Origin of the sequence: Streptomyces sp. NPDC007205, assembly GCF_040634095.1 — a bacterium.
Lineage (GTDB): Bacteria > Actinomycetota > Actinomycetes > Streptomycetales > Streptomycetaceae > Streptomyces.
On sequence record NZ_JBEYEW010000044.1, the window covers coordinates 23,759 to 41,776 of the forward strand.

The 18,018-nt window shown below is 72.2% G+C and carries 8 protein-coding genes and 1 pseudogene; 1 reads left to right on the forward strand and 8 read right to left on the reverse strand.

Translation table 11 applies throughout. From position 1 onward, the window contains the following. Positions 1–12: 12 nt before the first annotated feature. Positions 13–768 (reverse strand): aspartyl/asparaginyl beta-hydroxylase domain-containing protein, encoded by a 756-nt coding sequence (locus ABZ624_RS37115; protein ID WP_360099084.1) that lies wholly within the window; start codon positions 766–768, stop codon positions 13–15. A 946-nt stretch (positions 769–1,714) separates the two neighbouring features. Here ABZ624_RS37115 and ABZ624_RS37120 point away from each other — a divergent pair. Beyond that, positions 1,715–2,050, forward strand: a complete 336-nt coding sequence (locus ABZ624_RS37120; protein ID WP_360099086.1) for a copper chaperone PCu(A)C — start codon at positions 1,715–1,717, stop codon at positions 2,048–2,050. Between the two features lie 71 nt (positions 2,051–2,121). Here ABZ624_RS37120 and ABZ624_RS37125 read toward each other — a convergent pair whose 3' ends face one another. The 7 genes and pseudogenes from ABZ624_RS37125 to ABZ624_RS37155 form a co-directional block, all read right to left on the reverse strand. Next, complete coding sequence (locus tag ABZ624_RS37125; protein ID WP_360099088.1) at positions 2,122–2,775, reverse strand: sigma-70 family RNA polymerase sigma factor; 654 nt, start codon at positions 2,773–2,775, stop codon at positions 2,122–2,124. A gap of 243 nt (positions 2,776–3,018) precedes the next feature. After that, complete coding sequence (locus ABZ624_RS37130) at positions 3,019–3,702, reverse strand: hypothetical protein (RefSeq protein ID WP_360099090.1); 684 nt, start codon at positions 3,700–3,702, stop codon at positions 3,019–3,021. A 168-nt stretch (positions 3,703–3,870) separates the two neighbouring features. Next, positions 3,871–4,407, reverse strand: a complete 537-nt coding sequence (locus ABZ624_RS37135; protein ID WP_360099092.1) for a copper chaperone PCu(A)C — start codon at positions 4,405–4,407, stop codon at positions 3,871–3,873. Then, positions 4,404–6,698 (reverse strand): heavy metal translocating P-type ATPase, encoded by a 2,295-nt coding sequence (locus tag ABZ624_RS37140; protein WP_360099093.1) that lies wholly within the window; start codon positions 6,696–6,698, stop codon positions 4,404–4,406. The genes ABZ624_RS37135 and ABZ624_RS37140 overlap by 4 nt, the downstream gene beginning before the upstream one ends. A gap of 416 nt (positions 6,699–7,114) precedes the next feature. Beyond that, positions 7,115–7,607 (reverse strand): annotated as a pseudogene (locus tag ABZ624_RS37145) (DUF1775 domain-containing protein); the annotation flags it as partial. Positions 7,608–8,114: 507 nt separating this feature from the next. After that, entirely contained in the window at positions 8,115–14,564 is a 6,450-nt protein-coding gene (locus ABZ624_RS37150; RefSeq protein WP_360099095.1) for a thioester reductase domain-containing protein, read from the reverse strand. A 91-nt stretch (positions 14,565–14,655) separates the two neighbouring features. Beyond that, on the reverse strand, positions 14,656–18,018 hold a 3,363-nt coding region (locus ABZ624_RS37155; RefSeq protein ID WP_360099097.1), incomplete at its 5' end, for a type I polyketide synthase.

Sequence of the window (18,018 nt, forward strand, 5' to 3'; positions counted from 1 at the left end):
AGTTTCAGGCGGTCAGTTCTCCCCCATCAGTCGCCTGATTTCCGAGATGAGCGCTTCCAGCGCCCGCCGTTCCGGAATGGTTGTTTCCGGGTGCCAGAGGTCCACAAGGAGGCAGGTGCGTGGACGATCACCGTCGTTGCGCGCCGCATGCTCGAAGGAGTAGTCGAAGAGCAGACAGTGGCCTTCCTGCCAGGTGCGGGTCGCACCGGCGACGGTGAGACTGCACCCGGCGGGGATGTCCACGGCGAGATGCAGGTTGATGCTGAAGTTCCACAGGTCGCAATGCGGGGCTATGGACGCCCCGGGCAGCAGAGTGGAGAAGTGACTTTCCAGGAGCGGGCAGATCTTCTCGGTGTCGACGGCGGACTCTTTGAGCACCTTGTAGGCGGTGGGTACGGTCGCGGCCGCTTCCTCGACCATTGCCCCGTTGCGGTAAAGGTAGAGAGCCTGCCAGTTCTCCTGCCGGGTCAGATAGTGGTCGTAGTCGGAAAACGCCTCCCGACGCACTTCCCAGGCCGATTTCAGTTCGTCCTTGATGACCGGATGAGCGGATTCCAGTGCCTCGACGACAGAGATCAGTTCCGGGTGCGCGCGGGGATCGTGCCACGGGGTGGGAGACAGGCCCGGCAGGATCCACTTGGCTCCCTTCTGGAGCGGGTGCCGCGCCCCTCCCCCTCCGGGTTCCAGCATCCGCTCCACCCGGCCGAGGGATTCCGCACCATGGTCGCTTCTGATCGCCGCGAACGCGTTCTCTATCTCGGGTGTCATGAGGCCCTCCTGGCTACTGCCGCGACCGCGCGCTGTGCCGCGCCGTCGCATCAGTAGTCGGACAGGTGACCGAGTGAGTTCCCGCGACTTTCGGTCAATTGCCATGCGTTCAGGGGAATTGATGCTTCCGCTCACCCCGTCGATCCAGGGGCCGGCTGGGTGGACACTTCGCGCCGGACGGCCTCGCCTGCTCCCGCTGTCACGCAACTGATCGCGCGGGTGAGATGCAGCCACTGGCGCGTGAGAGCGCTCGGCGGACCGTCCAACAGTCCACCGGCTCCCGACCTGTCCGCGGCGTACGACAGAGCCGCCGCCGGTCCTGCGGTGCGCGCCGGCGTCATGGCGGCGCGCACCGCTGGGCCGGCCGTGTCGGTCACGCGCGGAACCCATGCACATGCCCTGTTGCGCCACGCACGTTCCGCGGGGTTCCGGTTGTCCCGCCCTCCCACGGTGATCCGACCGCGGCTCACCTGGTGGAGCCCCACCACCGCGCGCAGCAGCGCCGTACCGGCCGACGCTGCCAGGCCGTTCAGTGCGACGCATTCGCCCGCGCGTGCGTGGAGTGGTACGCCCCGAATCTCGGTCGTCGCGTCCACCCGGCAACGGACGTCAACCAGCCGCACGTCCAGCGCGACCGGATCGTCCGAGTGCCAGGAGAGCCGCTGCTCGGCGCGACGTGACCGTCGCCTGATCTGTCCCACGACCCAGTAGTCGTGCGGCTGCCCCACCGAGTTCCCGCCTTCACGGGAATCGGGCCGGGAACTCAAGGCCACCGGCTTCCGACTACTTCTGTGTGACCTGGAACACGACATGCTTCGCCACTCTCGTCCGAAGAGCCGCCGGTCCGGTTCTTGCTCCCCTGGCCGCGTGCGGCGGAGCACTGGCTCTGCTGGTCGCCTACACGGCTGCCGGGGCAGCCGGTGGCCCCCCGCCGAAAATCGCCGTCGTGGACGCGCGACTCGTCGCCCCGACCGGAGCCGCCACCGCCGTCGCGTACTTCGAGATCCGGAACACCGGTGCCGTCGGCGACACGCTGTTGTACGCCGACTCCCCGGATGCGGGGATCAGCATGATCCGCTCAACCGGGCCGGGACGGGCCGACCGGGTGCGGTCCGTCCCGGTCCCGGCCGGCGGCCGTCTACGGATGGCCCCGGGAGGTCTCGGCGTGGTCATCCTGGATCCGCCGCCTCTGGCCCCCGGGGCGACGGTCGACTACAACCTCTGGTTCCGCTACGCGGGCAGGGTTGCCGTACGGACGCCGGTGGTCGCGGACACGAAATGACAGGCCCGCGGGCGTCGAGCGCCGGCGCCACCTCGCACGCCCGTCCGCGGGTGACGCCGGAACCGTCCCTCTCAGGCCGCCGTGGCGGCCGGAGCGGTCGTCCGACGAGCGGGCTCCCCCGCGCCGGTCTCCGCGCCGGGTCTGTCGGCCTCGTCGAGCAACCGCATGAGGGTCATCCGTGCGCGGGCCACGCGGGACCGCACCGTGCCGAGAGGGCAGCCGCAGAGCCGGGCGGCCTCCTCATAGGACAGCCCCACCACCTGGGTGAGAACGAATGCCTCACGGCGTTCGTCGGGGAGCGCCTCCAGCAGGTCGAGAAGCGCGATGCCGTCGTCGAAGCCCGGCAGACCGTGCGGCTGGGCCCATTCCACGACCGACTGCCAGTCGTGGGTGTCCGCCGTCCGAGGGCGGACGGCCGCACGGCGGAAGCTGTCGATGACCGCGCAGCGGGCGATGGACAGCAGCCAGGTACGGGCCGAGGCGCGCCCCTCGAACCGGTGCAGGCTGTCGAGCGCCCGCACGAACGTGTCCTGTGTCAGATCGTCGATGTTCTGGGGGTCCGCCCCCAGGTACGCGACGTAGCGCAGCACGTCGGAGTGCAAGGCCCGCACGAAGCGTTCGGCCGCGTCCGGGTCACCGCTCCGGGCGGCCAGCGCCCAGGCGGTCGCCGACGCGTCCGCCGAGACCCTCTGCGTTCGGGAAGCAGGCAGGGCAGAAGTGATCACGAGGAGTCCTTCTCAAGTCATCCGGGGCCCGGCCATGGTGAGGCCACGGCTCTCCGGTGAGTGGGGTGCAGCCGTAGGGGTTGGTACGGCGGTGCCCGGGGCCCGCGCAGGCTCGTGTGGGCGCGGCCGGTGCGCGCCGGTTCCTCAGGAACCGCTCACGGCACGGCTCGCAGAGGCTTCCGAGGAAGGCTCAGGAGACCTGCGGAGAGAAAAGAAGGGAGAGCCCCGGTGGATCCAGCTGTCTCAGACGACAGCGGTCCGTGCGGGCGGCCCTCGGGAGATGATGGCGTAACAGAGAAGGAGTCGTGCCAGGACGCGATGACCGGTGTGCCGGCGCCTTCGCACGGACGGCCTGCGTGGCGGCACGGGCAGGGCGAGCAGCATCCGCAGGGGTGCCACCAGGCGGGTGGCCGCGGCCCGGAGGATGCGGAAGACCGCGCGCTCGCCGTACGCCAGCCACAGGCCGCACAGGACCGCGGCGAGCAGGTGAGCGGCGTACATCCCGAACCCGGCCGTGCCGCCCATGCTGTGGGAACCGTGCATGCCGTCCCCCATGTGGGTCATGGATTCCGCCCCCATGTGGCCCGTGCCGGCCATGTGCATCCCGGCCACGTGCATGGAGCCCATGTCCATCGAGCCCATGCTGTGCGAGGCAGCGGTGTGGCCGGATGCGGCGGACTGGGCGAAGGAGAAGGTCTCGTGGAGCACCGCCTGAGCCGCGACCACGACAGTCACGATCAGCGCGGTTCCACGCTCACGGCCGGCGAGGCACCAACCGGCCGCACCTGTCCCGGCGCCGCCCGCCGCCATGGCCCACCAGGGCACCGAGGCAGCGGACATGAGCACGTGGCCGAGGGCAGCGAGCAGCACGCAGGCGGCGGCGAACACACCGGCCCGCAGTGTGCGGCACCACCCTCCGACAGTCATGACGCGCCCATCTTCGCACCCGTGGTCCGATCGTCGTCAGGGGGTACGCAGAAAGACCTGCCCCCGGACTCAACCAGAGAAGGGTGACACACGCCACACTCAGAAGACGGGAACTCGGCGGGCATCGCAGACGACTTCTGTATCGCGAGGGTTCCAGGACGGACGCTGCTAGAAGGCGACCGTTCCAGGTCGGACGACGACCGCGGGGAGCTTCACCTGTCCGCTGCGGCTGAACGTGAGGGTGAAGGACACGAGGTCACCCGGTCGCCATTCGCCGGTCGGGGCCGTCACCGTGAGGTCCACCCCGTAGGGCGACAGGGCGACGCTCTTCCCCGCCTGTATCTCGACCGACTCGATCGAGGTCCGGTAGGCCGTCGCTCCGCTCCCCATGTGATGGCGGGCCAGACTTACTCCGCGGGGAGCGTCGGGCGAGGTGACCCGCACCAGACGGTCGGCCGAGCCGCCCTCATTGGTGATGCGGAAGAACGCCGCCGTCTCGGAGGAACCGGTGACCGGGAGAAGGACGCGCCCTTCGGTGACGCGTATGCGGGCCGGGCTGCCCGCACTGCCCGTACCGACCCAGGTGGTCAGGCACGCGAGGGCCAGGCTGGACGCGGCGACGGGCACAAGGACGGCAAGGAGGGTGTCGGTCAGCCGACGACGATCACCGAGCCGGGCCGCCAGGCGGACGAGTCGTCGGTTCACCGGTGACCGGCCCTCCTCTGGCGTCGCTCGCGCGCCGGGGCGGGCGCCGGCTGCCAGGCGCGCAGGCGCAGGCTGTTACCCACGACCAGTACGGAGCTGGCCGACATGGCGGCCGCGGCCACCATGGGGTTGAGCAGGCCGACCATGGCGAGCGGCACGGTGACGACGTTGTAGCCGAAGGCCCAGACCAGGTTGGCCCGGATCGTGCCGAGCGTGCGCCGGGCGAGCAGGACGGCGTCTCCCAGGGCTTCGATGTCCCCGCGTACGAGAGTGAGGTCGGCCGCGCCGATGGCCACGTCCGTACCGCTGCCCATGGCGATGCCCAGATCGGCGCCGGCGAGCGCTGCGGCGTCGTTCACTCCGTCGCCGACGACCGCGACGCGGCGGCCCTCCTCCTGCAACTGCCGTACCAGCGTTGCCTTGTCCTCGGGCGTGCAGCGGGCGTGGACCTCGTCGATGCCGAGCCCGTCGGCCACGGCCCGGGCGGGTGCCTCCCGGTCGCCGGTGGCGAGTACGGGGTGGATCCCGAGCCTGCGCAGCCGGTCCACGGCCCGGTAACTGCCGGGGCGCACGACGTCGCCGACCGCGATCAGCGCCTCGGCCGCCCCGTCCACCCGCACGAGGACCGGGGTGTGCGCGGCGGTCTCCGCCGCGGCGAGGGCGTCCGCCAGCGCGGCCGGCAACCCGTCGTCGGGCGCCAGCACTTCCACCGTGCAGCCGTCCACGCGACCGTGTACTCCCCGGCCCGGCGTGGCCACGAAGTCGCTGACGGCGGGCAGCGGCTCCTCGGCCGCCGAGCGCCGTGCGTATGCGGCGATGGCCCGGCCGAGGGGATGCTCCGAGCCCTGTTCCACGGCACCGGCCAGGCGGAGCACGGCTTCCTGCCCGAGTCCGCCCGGGGCGGCCGTGACCCGGGCGACGGTCATGCGGCCACTGGTCAGAGTGCCGGTCTTGTCCAGGACGACCGTGTCGATGTGCTGGAGTGTCTCCAGCGTCTGTGGGCCGCTGACCAGCACGCCCAGCTGAGCCCCGCGGCCGGTGGCGGCCATCAGGGCGGTCGGCGTGGCCAGGCCGAGCGCGCAGGGGCAGGCCACGACCAGTACGGCCACGCACGCGGTGATCGCCGCCTGGGGGTCGGCTCCGGCGCCGAGCCAGAACCCGAGCACCGTGACGGCGATGGTCAGCACGACGGGCACGAACACACCGGCCACCGCGTCGGCCAGCCGCTGTGCCCGCGCCTTGCCCGCCTGGGCCTCCGTCACCAGTCGGCTGATGCGGGCCAGCTGTGTGTCCGCCCCGACCGCGGTGGCACGGACGAGCAGCAACCCGCCGGCGTTCACGGCTCCGCCGACCAGGGCCGAGTCGGGCCCCACCTCTACGGGCTCGCTCTCACCGGTGACCAGGGACAGGTCCACGGCGGAACTGCCCTCCACCACCCGGCCGTCGGTGGCGACCCGCTCGCCCGGACGCACGGCGAAGATCTGCCCCACCCGCAACTGCTCGATGGGGACGGAACGCTCGCCGTGTTCGTCGCGAACGGACACCTCCTTGGCGGCGAGCTCCGCCAGCGACCGCAGGGCGGCCCCGGTCCCCCGCCTGGCCCGCGCCTCCAGGAACCGCCCGGTCAGCACGAACAGCGGCACACCGACCGCGGCCTCCAGGTAGACATGCGCCGACCCGTCCGACGCGGACGGCAGCAGACTGAACGGCATCCGCATGCCGGGGTCGCCCGCTCCCCCGAGGAACAGCGCGTACACCGACCAGGCGAAGGAGGCCACCACGCCCAGCGAGACGAGGGTGTCCATGGTGGCCGTGGAGTGCCGCAGCCCCCGCACCGCCCGCACATGAAACGGCCAGGCACTCCATACCGCCACCGGTGCCGCCAGCATGAAGCACAGCCACTGCCAGTCGCGGAACTGCAGGGACGGCACCATCGACAGCACCAGGACGGGGACGGCCAGCAGCGCGGTGACAAGGAGCCGCTCGCGTTCCTGCCGGGTGGCGGCCTCGGAACCGTCCTCGTCGCCGGCCGTCTCGTCACGCCCCTCCGGCGCGGGGGGCTCGGGGAACGCGGCCTCGTACCCTGCCTGTTCGACGGCCGTGACGAGGTCCTCCGGAAGGATGTCCGCCGGATGACTGACCCGGGCGAGTCCGGTGGCGAGATTGACGGTCGCGGTGACCCCGTCGAGCTTGGCGAGCTTCCTCTCCACCCGTCGCACGCAGGCCGCGCACGTCATGCCGCCGACCGTCAGGTCGGTGACCAGGAGTTGTGCCGGCGGTTCGACTCCCATCACTCACCGCCCCCGTGCATGCCGGGCATGCCACCCGTGTCACCGCCACCAGCGCCCCCGCTGCCGCCGCCGCTGCCGCTGCCGCCGTCGGCTCCGGTGCCGTGTATGCCCGGCGCCACAGGGCCGACGGCTGATCCCACGGCGTACGACACCGTGAAGACGAGCGCCAGCAGCAACAGGAAGCCGCAGAGCGCGGGCGGGGGCATCCATGTGCGGGGACCCATGTCCGCGCTGCGGGACGGGTGTCGGGACTCGGCCATGCTCGACCTTTCCTGGTCGCGTCGAACCGTCGTACGGCGGCAAGCAGTCCAGCCGTACCGCTCTAGGAGTCGGACGGATCGAAGGCCGAGTTCCAACATCGAGTTATGACGTGCGCCACATGGCCGACACCCGTGCCACGCGTCCCCGCCCCCGGTGGAACGCGTGCGCACGACGGCGAACACCGCCGCGGCCAGGCCCAGTACGCCTACCACCAGACCGGCGATGCCGAGGTCCCGTGCGGTCGAGTCGTCGGACGCGCTGGAGGCGGAGCTCGCGGCGCCCTTCGCGGGTGCGGACGGGGCCGCCGACGTGGCACCGCCTTCCGCGGCGCCCTTGGCGGTCAGCTTGAGGACCGGCGCGGGGTTCTCCGGCTCGTCGTTGCCCTGGGCCTCCTCGATCCACCGGACGACCTTGCCGTCGGAGTAGCTCTGGAGGGCCTTGAAGGTCAGCTGGTCGGTGTCGTCGGACAGCTGGCCGAAGGCCACTCGGCACTCGGAAGGTCAGGACACCGTCCGTGGCTCCCTTGGCGTAGCTGTCGGGATGAACGGTGACGTGCGCGGACGCGACGCCCGCGGCAGCGAGAAGTCCGGCGGCGGTCAGGGCGGTGAGGGCACCGGCACGGCGCAGGGTGATGCGGTTCGGGGACATGAGTGGATTGATCTCCGTACTGAGAGACGGCTGCGTCGGGGGCGGATCGCGTACCACGTCCCCGCAGGCGGCCCGCGCCGGTGGACGGCGTACCGCAGGAGCACCGCCCTCGGTCGCCAGGGCTCCGCGGCGGGCGGCCGGACGAAGGGTGCGCCAGGAATGCGCCGCGCCCCTCCGATCACCTGCCACCAGGCGGCGAGCCCGGGGATGAACGCGACGGCCCGTCGCAGGAGCGACCACAGCGCGGCCTCGCCACGCCGCAGCCACCACGTCAGTACGAAGGCGGCCACGGCATGCGAGACGGTCGCGTGTGACGTCACCGCCTGCGCATGGTCGTGGGGCGACCGGGCGACCGGGCTGAGACAAGCACTCGCCGGACCGTCCTGCCGCACGGTCACGGTCACGGTCACGGTCGCGCCGGTGTACCGGTCGGGGCTCACCACCTCAGGCCGCGATCCCGACTCCCTGACACATCACCCCGCCTCCGAGCTCCCGGCTCCCCGGCTCCTACTTCGCCGGGAAGTACCCCCTCTCGGCGAAGAACTCGACGTGCTTGCCGAACAGTTCGCGGGTCGCTTCCGGGCAGCGGATGCCGCTGCCCGCCAGTGCCTCGACCGTCTCGCGGTCGTCGATCGGCGGGTAGAAGGCGTCCGGAGCGGCGGCCATCACCTCGAACGCGTCGAAGAGCGGGACCATCGCGTTGTCCGGGTCGGCGGTCACGCGTGCACGCCAGCTGTCCCAGTCGAGTTCATCGAGCGTGTACCCGTGCGCGCGCAACTCCTCCACCATGGTGCCCAGGGTCAGTCCGGTGTGGCTGCACACGTGGAACGTCCGGCCGTCCCTCCCGGCTTGCCGGGAGATGTGCAGAATCGCGGCGCTCGCATAGTCGACCGGCATCAGACGGAACCGCACCGGGATGTCACCCGGCACCGCCGCGGCCTGGAGCAGCCCCTTCAGGCTGAGCCACACGAAGTCGCGGGTCTGGCAGGCTCCGCTCTCGTGGTCCCCGGCGATCAGGTCGACCCGGTAGACGGAGACCGGCAGGCCCCGCTCCCTGGCCAACTCGATGATCTGTTCCGCCACCCACTTGCTCTGGGTGTAGCCGGTCGGCAGGGTCTCGCCGGGGCCGCTCGGGTCGGAGACCTTGATGCCGGCACCGCTGGTGTCCCGGCCGACGTACACGCCAAGGGTGGACACGTAGTGGACGGGGACCGTGCGGTGGCGGGCGGCCAACCGGAGGATCTCCTCGGTGCCCGACACGTTGGCCGCCTTGACCGTCGCATACGGCTGGACCCAGTTGACCATGGCCCCCGGGTGATAGACCGCGTCGACCGCCCGGGCCAGCTCGTCGAAGCGCTCAGGAGCGAGCCCCAGGCCCGGCAGGCCGAGATCGCCGACCACGACCGACAGCCGCTCGTTGTCGACCTGGTCCCAGATTCCGTACCACTGCAGGTTCGCCCGCAGCCGCTCCAGCGCCACCGTCTCGTCGGCGCCCCGCACCAGGCAGTGCACGGTCGCGTCCGTCGTACGCATCAGATCGCGCAGGAGGTACGCGCCCAGGAACCCGGTGGCGCCGGTCAGGAACACCTCCTTGGGGTTCTCGGCGACGCGGTGTACCTCAGTAGCGGGGCGGATGTCGTCGGGGAGGCGTATCTCCGCGGCGAAGTCGACCGCGGAACGGTCGGCCGATCCGTCGTCCGCGCCCGTCTGCCCCACCAGTTCGCCCCACAGGTACTCGGTGAGTCCGGCAAGGGTGGGGTGGTCGAAAACGAGCGTGGTCGGCAGGCGCAGCCCGGTCAGCGAGCCGAGCCGGTTGCGCAGTTCGACGGCGGTCAGTGAGTCGAAGCCCAGCTCGGTGAAGGGCTGGTGCTCACCGATGCTGTCCGGTGCGGCATGGCCGAGCACCGCCCCTGCTTCGGCCCGCACGAGATGGAGCACCCGGCCTCGCTGCTCCTCCTCCGGCAGGCCGCTGAGGTCGCGCGCCAGAGAGCCGACGGGGACATCGCTGTTCCGGGCGGCGGGACGCGTGGGTACGCGCACCAGGGACCCGAGCACCGCGGGCACCTGCCGCGGCTGTTCGCGCAGCGCCTCGATGTTCAGCGGGGTGGCCACGGCGGTGGCGCGTTCGAGGCCCAGCGCGAGGTCCAGCATCGCCGGGCCCCGTTCGGAGGCGATGGGCGGATAGCCGGCGCGCGCGATGCGTTCCAGGTCGGCCGCCGACAGGTCACCCGTGGTGCCGGTCTGCGCCCACAGGCCCCAGGCAACCGAGGTGGCGGGCAGGCCGAGACGGGCCCGGTACTCGGCGAGGCCGTCGAGGAAGGTGTTCGCTGCGGCGTAACTGGACTGGCCGGCCCCGCCGATGACGCCCGCGAGGGACGAGAACAGTACGAACGCGGACAGGTCGAGGTCGCGGGTGAGTTCGTGCAGATGCCACGCCGCGTCGACCTTCGGCCGCAGCACGCCGTCCAGGCGCTCCGGGGTCATCGCGGTGATCAGCCCGTCGTCCAGGGTGCCGGCGGCATGCACCACGCCGGTCAGCGGACGGTCCTGCGGAATCGCGGCCAGTACGCGGGCGAGCGCGTCCCGGTCGGCGGCGTCGCAGGCGGAGACGTCGACCTCGGCGCCGAGTTCGGTGAGCTCGGCCGCGAGCTCGGCGGCGCCCGGCGCGCCGGGGCCCCGGCGGCTGGTGAGCAGCAGCCGGGTCACGCCGTGCTCGACGACGAGATGACGGGCGAACAGGCCGCCCAGGGTGCCGGTGCCGCCGGTGATGAGCACGGTTCCGCTGGGGTTCCAGGACCCGGAGGGCGATCCCGTGGGAGTCACCGGCACTCGGCGCAGCCGCGGGAGCAGCACCTTGCCCGCCCGCAGGGCGAGTTGGGACTCACCGGAGGTGACGACCGCCGAAAGAGTCTCCGGCGAGGGTTCGCCGTCGGCGTCCGCGGTGTCCACCAGCACGAACCGGCCCGGGTTCTCCGACTGTGCCGAGCGGATCTGGCCCCACACGGCCGCCGCGCCCAGATCGCGTACCCCTTCACCGGGTGCGGCGGCCACCGCTCCCCGGGTCAGTACGAGCAGCGGTGTGTCGGAGAGGGAGTCATCGGCGAGCCACGCCTGGATGAGGGACAGCACCCGGTGGGTGGCCGCGTGGGCGGCGCGAACGGGGTCGTCCGCGTCCCGCGACCTCAGGCGTACGAGGACGGCGTCGACGTCTCCCGTCCGCGCCGGGGAGATCTCGGTGTCGCCCAACTCGGCGAAACGGAGCGGCTCGTCGGGGTGCGCGAGCGCGATCGGGGTCCAGTCGGTGTGGAAGAGCGCGTCGTTGTCGCGGGCTCCGGCGCGCTCGAGCCGGCCGGCCGCCATGGGTCCGAGCGTGAGTGAGCCGACGGCGGCGACCGGCTGCCCGCTCAGGTCGGTGAGCAGAGCGGACAGGCTGCCGTCGGCTGCACGGGTCAGCCGCGCGCGCAGCGCGGTGGCGCCGGTGGCGTACAGCTGGACGTCTCCCCAGCCGACGGCAGTGGACGCCGGCGGCCGTGCCGCGGCGTCGGCCGCTGCGTCCGCGAGCTGCGCGGCGTGCGTCAGCGCGTCGAGCAGGGCAGGGTGCACACCGAACCGGGCGGCGTCGCCGACGGACTGCTCCGGGAGCGCCAGCTCCGCGTGCACGACGGAGTCGTCGGCACGCCAGAGCGCGGTCAGCGCCCGGAACTGCGGGCCGTAAGCCAGGCCCGCCGCGGCGAGCCCGTCGTACGCCCCCTCCAGGTCGATCGCCTTGGCCCCCGCGGGCGGCCACTGTGCTGTGGTGGACGGAGCGCCTCCGCCGCGGACGCTCAGCCGCGCCCGGGCGATCTCGGCCCACTGGACGTCGCCGTCCTCGGGACGGGCGTGCACGGTGACATGCCGCACGCCGTCCTCGTCCGCGGCGCCCACCACTACCTGGAGCTGCACGCCGCCGTGCGCGGGCAGCACGAGCGGTGTGCCGGCGCGCAGTTCGTCGACGGCCGTGCAGCCGAGTTCGTCACCTGCGCGCAAGGCGAGTTCCACCAGGGCGGACGACGGCAGGACGACCGTGCCCGCGACGGTGTGGTCGGCCAGCCAGGGATGCGTGTGCAGCGAGAGCCGGCAGGTGAACAGCGTCTGCTCGGTTCCGGCCAGGGCAACCGCGGCGCCGAGCAGCGGATGGCCGGTCGCGCTCATCCCGAGACCGGTGGCGTCGAGCGTGTCGGAGCCGGACTCGTACCAATACCGTTCGTGCTGGAAGGCGTACGTCGGCAGCTCCACGCGACGAGCGCCGGTGCCCGCGAACAGCCGCGGCCAGTCGACCTCCCCGCCGCGCACCTGATAGTCGCCCAGGGAGGCGAGGAAGCGGTCGATGCCGCCCTCGTCGCGCCGGAGAGTGCCGGTGACGACCGGTTCGTCGCCGAGGTTCTCCTGAAGGTGCGAGGTCAGCACCGGGTGGGGGCTGACCTCGACGAAGGCCCCGTACCCCTGCTCGGCCAGGGCCAGGGCCGAACGGGCGAACTCGACCGTCCCGCGCAGGTTCGAGTACCAGTACGCGGCGTCCAGACGGTCGGTGTCCACCCAGTCGCAGGTCACCGTCGAGAAGAACGGAACGGTGCCCTGCTGCGGCCGTACCGGCGCGAGCGCCTCCAGCAGCTCCTCCCGTACGGCCTCCACCTGCGCCGAGTGCGAGGCGAAGTCCGTGGGGAACCGCTTGGTCCGCGCCCCGTCCGCCTTGCACTGGGCGACGAGCTCGTCGAGGGCGTCGCGGTCCCCGGCGACCAGCACCGAACTGGGGCCGTTCTCCACCGCGATCGACAGCCTGCCGTCCCACTGCTCCAGGCGTGCGGCGACGTCCTCGCGCGGCAGCCCGACGGCACCCATGCCGCCGGTGCCCTGGAGCTTGAGGGCGATGAGGCTGCGCAGGGCGACCACCCGGGCGGCGTCGTCAAGGGACAGCGCTCCCGCGACACACGCGGCGGCGACCTCGCCCTGCGAGTGCCCGACGACGGCCGCGGGCTCCACGCCGTGCGCACGCCACAGCTCGGCCAGTGACACCATGACCGCGAACAGCGTGGGCTGCACGACGTCGAGCCGCTCCAGCGACGCCGCGCCCTCGGCTCCGCGCAGCACGTCGTCCAACGACCAGTCGACGTACGGCTCCAGCGCCTTGGCGCACTCCGCGATCCGTGCCGCGAACACGTCGGAGGCATCGAGCAGCTCGCGGGCCATCTCGGGCCACTGGCTGCCCTGTCCGGGGAAGACGAACACCGTCTTGCCGCGTTCGCCGGCGGTGCCGGTGACGACGTTGTCCGCCTCGGTCCCGTTCGCCAAGGCGTCCAGACCGGTCAGCAGTTGTTCCCGGTCGCGGCCGACCACCAGGGCTCGCTGGTCCATCGCCGTACGGGTGGTGGCGAGCGACAGCGCCACGTCCAGCGTGCCGGGGCCGGTGTCACGGGTGGCGAAGGTGTGCAGCCTGCGGGCCTGCGCCCGCAGCGCGTCGGGGGTCTTGGCGGACAGCACCCATGGCACGGCCGGCAGGTCGGCGGCGGGCGGGTCCACGGCCGGCGTCGGCTCGGGCTCGTCCTCGGGCGCCTGTTCCAGGATGACGTGCGCGTTGGTGCCGCTCGCTCCGAACGCCGAGACCGCGCCCCTGCGCGGCGCACCCGTCTCGGGCCACGGCCGGGCCTCGCCGAGCAGTTCGACGTCACCCGCCGACCAGTCCACGAAGGGCGTGGGTTCGTCGAGGTGCAGCATCCTCGGCAGCACGCCGTGGCGCATGGACTGAATCATTTTGATCAGCCCGCCGACGCCCGAAGCCGCTTGTGCGTGGCCGATGTTGGACTTGAAGGAGCCGACGAGCAGCGGTCGCCCTTCGGGCCTCGCCCTGCCGTAGGTGGCCAGCAGCGCCTGGGCCTCGATGGGGTCGCCGAGCCGGGTGCCTGTGCCGTGCGCCTCGACCGCGTCCACATCGGCCGCCGTCAGCTTGGCGTTGGCCAGCGCCTGGCGGATCACCCGCTCCTGCGAGGGACCGTTGGGCGCGGTCAGGCCGTTCGACGCGCCGTCCTGGTTGACGGCGCTCCCCCGTACGACGGCGAGGACCCGGTGGCCGTTGCGCCGTGCGTCCGCGAGCTTCTCGACCACGAGGAGGCCGACGCCCTCGGACCAGCCGATGCCGTCGGCGGCGGCGGAAAACGGCTTGCACCGGCCGTCCTCGGCGAGTCCCCGCTGCCGGGAGCCGTCGATGTATCCACCCGGGTGCGCGGAGATGTACGAGGCGCCCGCGAGCGCCAGCGTCGACTCGCCCGACCGCAGCGACTGCACCGCGAGATGCAGGGCGACCAGCGACGACGAGCAGGCCGTGTCGACCGACACCGAAGGGCCCTCCAGGCCCAGGGTGTACGAGATGCGGCCCGACGCCATCGAGCTGAGCTTGCTGGTCATCTGGTAGCCCTCGAACTCCTCGGGGCTGTCCAGGTCCAGATAGCTCTGTTCGACAAGACCCGCGAAGACACCGGTCCTGGACCCCTTGAGGGTCGTGGGGTCGATGCCCGCCTGCTCGATGGCCTCCCAAGCGGTCTCCAGCAGCACCCGCTGCTGCGGGTCCATGGCCAGGGCCTCGCGCGGCGAGATTCCGAAGAAGGCGGCGTCGAACCGGGTCGCGCCGTCGAGGAAGCCGCCCTGGCGGATGTAGATCTTCCCGGGCCGGGTCGGATCGGGGTCGTAGAGGCTGTCCAGGTCCCAGCCGCGGTCGGTGGGGAAGTCCGTGATCGCGTCGCCCTCGTCGATGACGAGCTGCCACAGCTCGTCCGGCGAGGTGACACCCGGGAACCGGCAGGCCATGCCGACGATCGCCACGGGCTCGTCCTGTCCCGCCTCCAGTTCGGCGACCCGTTGGCGCGTCTTCTGGAGATCCGCGGTCACCCACTTGAGGTACTCGACCAGCTTCTCTTCGTTCGGCATGGGGAACCCGCTTCTCCTTGGATGGCTGAGGGGTTGGTGGAGCTGAAGGGACAGGGACGGACCGCTGGGTCGAAGCGGCGTGCGGGGACGGTCAGTTCGTGCCGCGGCCCAGCTCGCTGTCGATGAAGTCGAAGATTTCGTCGGCCGATGCGTCGGCGAGCCTGCTCGCCGCGTCGGGCGCCTGCTCGTCCGCCGTCCGGTGGGAGTCCAGCCTGGCCAGCAGCACCCGCAGACGTTCGGTGATCACGGTCCGGTCCAGGCCGTCGGGGTCGGCCGACGCGATCGCGGCCTCCAGTCCGTCCAGTCCGGCCAGGACCGAGGTGGCGCCGGGCTGCTCGTCGGCCGCCGCCTGCGCGAGGATGAACCGCGTGAGCGCGGCCGGCGACGGGTGGTCGAAGATCAGTGTCGCGGGCAGCGGCAGCCCGGTCTCGGCCTTCAGCCTGTTGCGCAGGTCGACGGCGGTGAGCGAGTCGAAGCCCATGTCCTGGAAGGGCCGTTCGGCCCCCACGGAGGCCGGATCTGCACGCCTGAGTGTGTCGGCCACCTGCGCACGCACCAGGTCGAGCACGAGCCGGTGCCGTTCCTCGTCGTCGAGTCCGGCGAGACGTCGTGCCAACGGCTCTGCCCCGGCGCCGGCGTGGGTGGCAGCGTGCGCCGGGACCCCGGCAAGCGTCCGGAACAGCGAGGGTACGGAGCTGTGGGCGCGCATCGCCGACAGGTTCACGGGCGCGGCGAGCAGGACGGCGTCGGTGAGGGCGCCGCTCCCGGACACGGAGAGTGCCGCGTCGAACAGTGCCGTCCCCACGCGCGGCGTCAGCGGCCGGAAGCCGTCCCGGACCAGTCGCGCCCGACTGGCCTCGTCGAGGCCGGCGTTGATGCCGCCTGCTCCCTCCGGGAGATCCCACAGGCCCCAGGCCAGCGAGGTGGCGGGCAGCCCGAGCGCCGCCCGGTGGCCGGCCAGCGCGTCGAGGCGGGCGTTCGCCGCCGCGTAGCTCGCCCGGCCCGCACCGCCGAGGGTCCCCGCCGCATCGGAGAAGAGCACGAAGGCCGCCAGGTCCATGTCCCGGGTGAGTTCGTGCAGATGCCAGGCCCCGTCCGCCTTCGGACGCAGTACGGAGCCGAGCCGGGCGGAGTCCGGCGCCGGGACGACGCCGTTGTCCAAGGTGCCCGCGGCGTGGACGACCGCGGTGAGCGGATGCTCGGCCGGTATCGCGCCCAGGACTGCCGCGAGCGCTTCGCGGTCCGCGACGTCGCACGCGGCGAAGGTGACATCGGCGCCGAGCGCGGCCAGCTCGGCCGCCAGCTCCTCGGCGCCGTCGGCCTCCTGCCCTCTGCGGCCGACGAGCAGCAGATGCCGCACGCCGTAGCGGGATGCCAGGTGCCGGGCGAACAGGCCGCCCAGCGCACCGGTGCCGCCGGTGATCAGCACGGTGCCCTCGGGGTCGAAGGTCCGGGCGCGTCCGCCCTCGCGCGGGACCCGGCCGAGGCGCGGCGCCAGCAGCCGTCCGCCGCGGACCGCTGTTTCGGGCTCGCCCGATGCGAGGGCCGCGGCAAGGGTGGCGAGCGGGGTGTGGCGCGGCTCGGTGCCGACCGGCTCGCCGTCGGCCGGCTCTGTCCCGACCGGCTCGATGTCGACGAGGATCAGCCTGGCCGGGTGCTCCGCCTGGACGGAGCGCAGCAGCCCGCGGACCGTCGCCGCCTCCAGGTCGACGGAGTCCTGCGCGCCCACCGCCGCGCCACTGGTGGTGACCACGACGAGCGGCGTGTCGCCGAGCCGTTCGTCGGCGAGCCAGTCCTGGACGAGTGCCAGCACACGATCGGTCGCCGCGTGGAGCGCCGTACCGCTCTCGGCCGCACCCGATGACCAGTACGTCAGTACGGTGTCGAGCGGCACTCCGGCGTCGACGGCCTTGCCGACCGCGGCCACGTCCTCGTGACGTACCAGGTCGTGGGCGGTGTCCGGGCCGGTACCGGTGCCGGCTCCGAGCAGGGCCCAGTGGAGCGCGTCGCCGGATTGCGGAACGGTGGCGGTGACCGGTGTCCATTCGACGCGGAACAACGCGTCGCCGTACACCCCCGAGGCGTCCGCGAACTCCTCCTCGGCAATCTCCCGGTAGCGGACCGAGTCCACCGTTGCGAGCAACTCCCCCTGCTCGCCGATCAGTTGGACGGCGACGGTGTTCTCTCCTGTCTCGGTCAGGCGCGCCCGAGCCGACTCCGTAACGGCGGAGTGAATCCGTACACCGCGCCACTCGGCGGGTACGAGCACGGTCCCTGCGCCCGCCGTGAACGGGTGGTCCAGGAGTGCGGAGTCCAGCACCGCCGGGTCCAGTGCATGGGTGCCGCCGTCACCGGCTGCGAGGTGCCCTTCGGCATGCAGGGTCCAGGAGGCATCGGCCGTATCGGGTCGGGCGTACACAGCGATCGCCCGCCGCCCGGCGCCTTCCGGGCCTTCCGGGCCTTCCGGGCCTTCCGGCTGCGGAGCGCCCACCCTGACCTGGAGCCGTACAGCCGCCTCGACCGGCAGCACGAGCGGCGTACGGAGCAGGAGTTCGTCCACGCCGGACGCCCCCACCTCCTCGCCCGCACGCGCCACCAGCTCCACGAAGGCGCCGGCGGACAGCACCGGACTGCCGAAGACGGTGTGGGCCACGAGCGATGGCTGGTTCCGCACCGAGATCCTGCTCGTGAACAGCGCCTCATCGGCCCCGGCGAGGTCCAGCGCGGCACCCAGCAACGGATGACCGGTCGGGCTCGCACCCGCTCCCGCGGCCTCGTCGTCACCGATACCGGCATCGAGCCAATAACGCTCCTGCCGGAAGGCGTAGGTGGGGAGATCGACGCTACGGGCTCCGCTGCCCGCGAAGAAGGCGGGCCAGTCCACCGGGACGCCTGTCGCGTACAGCTGCGCGAGACCCGCTACGAGTGTGCCGGTCTCCGGCCGGTCGCGTCGCAGCAGAGGCAGCGCGAGGTGTTCGCCCTGCTCACCGTCGAGTGTGTCCTCGACGAGCGCGGTCAGTACGCCGTCGGGGCCGAGCTCGACGAAGTTCGTCACGCCTTCGCGGGCGAGGGTCCGGACGCCGTCGGCGAAGCGGACCGCCTCGCGGACGTGCCGAGCCCAGTAGTCGGCGGAGCCTAGCCGGGCGGCGTCGGCGAGTTCACCGGTGACGTTCGAGACGACGGGGATCCGGGGGGTGTGGTAGGTCAGTTGGGCGGCGATCTGGCGGAACTGCGTCAGCATCCCGTCCATCCGGGGTGAGTGGAACGCGTGCGAGACGCTCAGGCGGCGTGTCTTGCGGCCCAGCAACTCCAGCTGCTCGGCGACCGCGAGGACGGCATCCTCATCACCCGACACGACGACAGCCCGGGGCCCGTTGACCGCCGCGATCGCCACCCGGTCGTCCCGCAGCAGCCCCAATACCTCCTCCTCGGTGGCCTGGACCGCCACCATCGC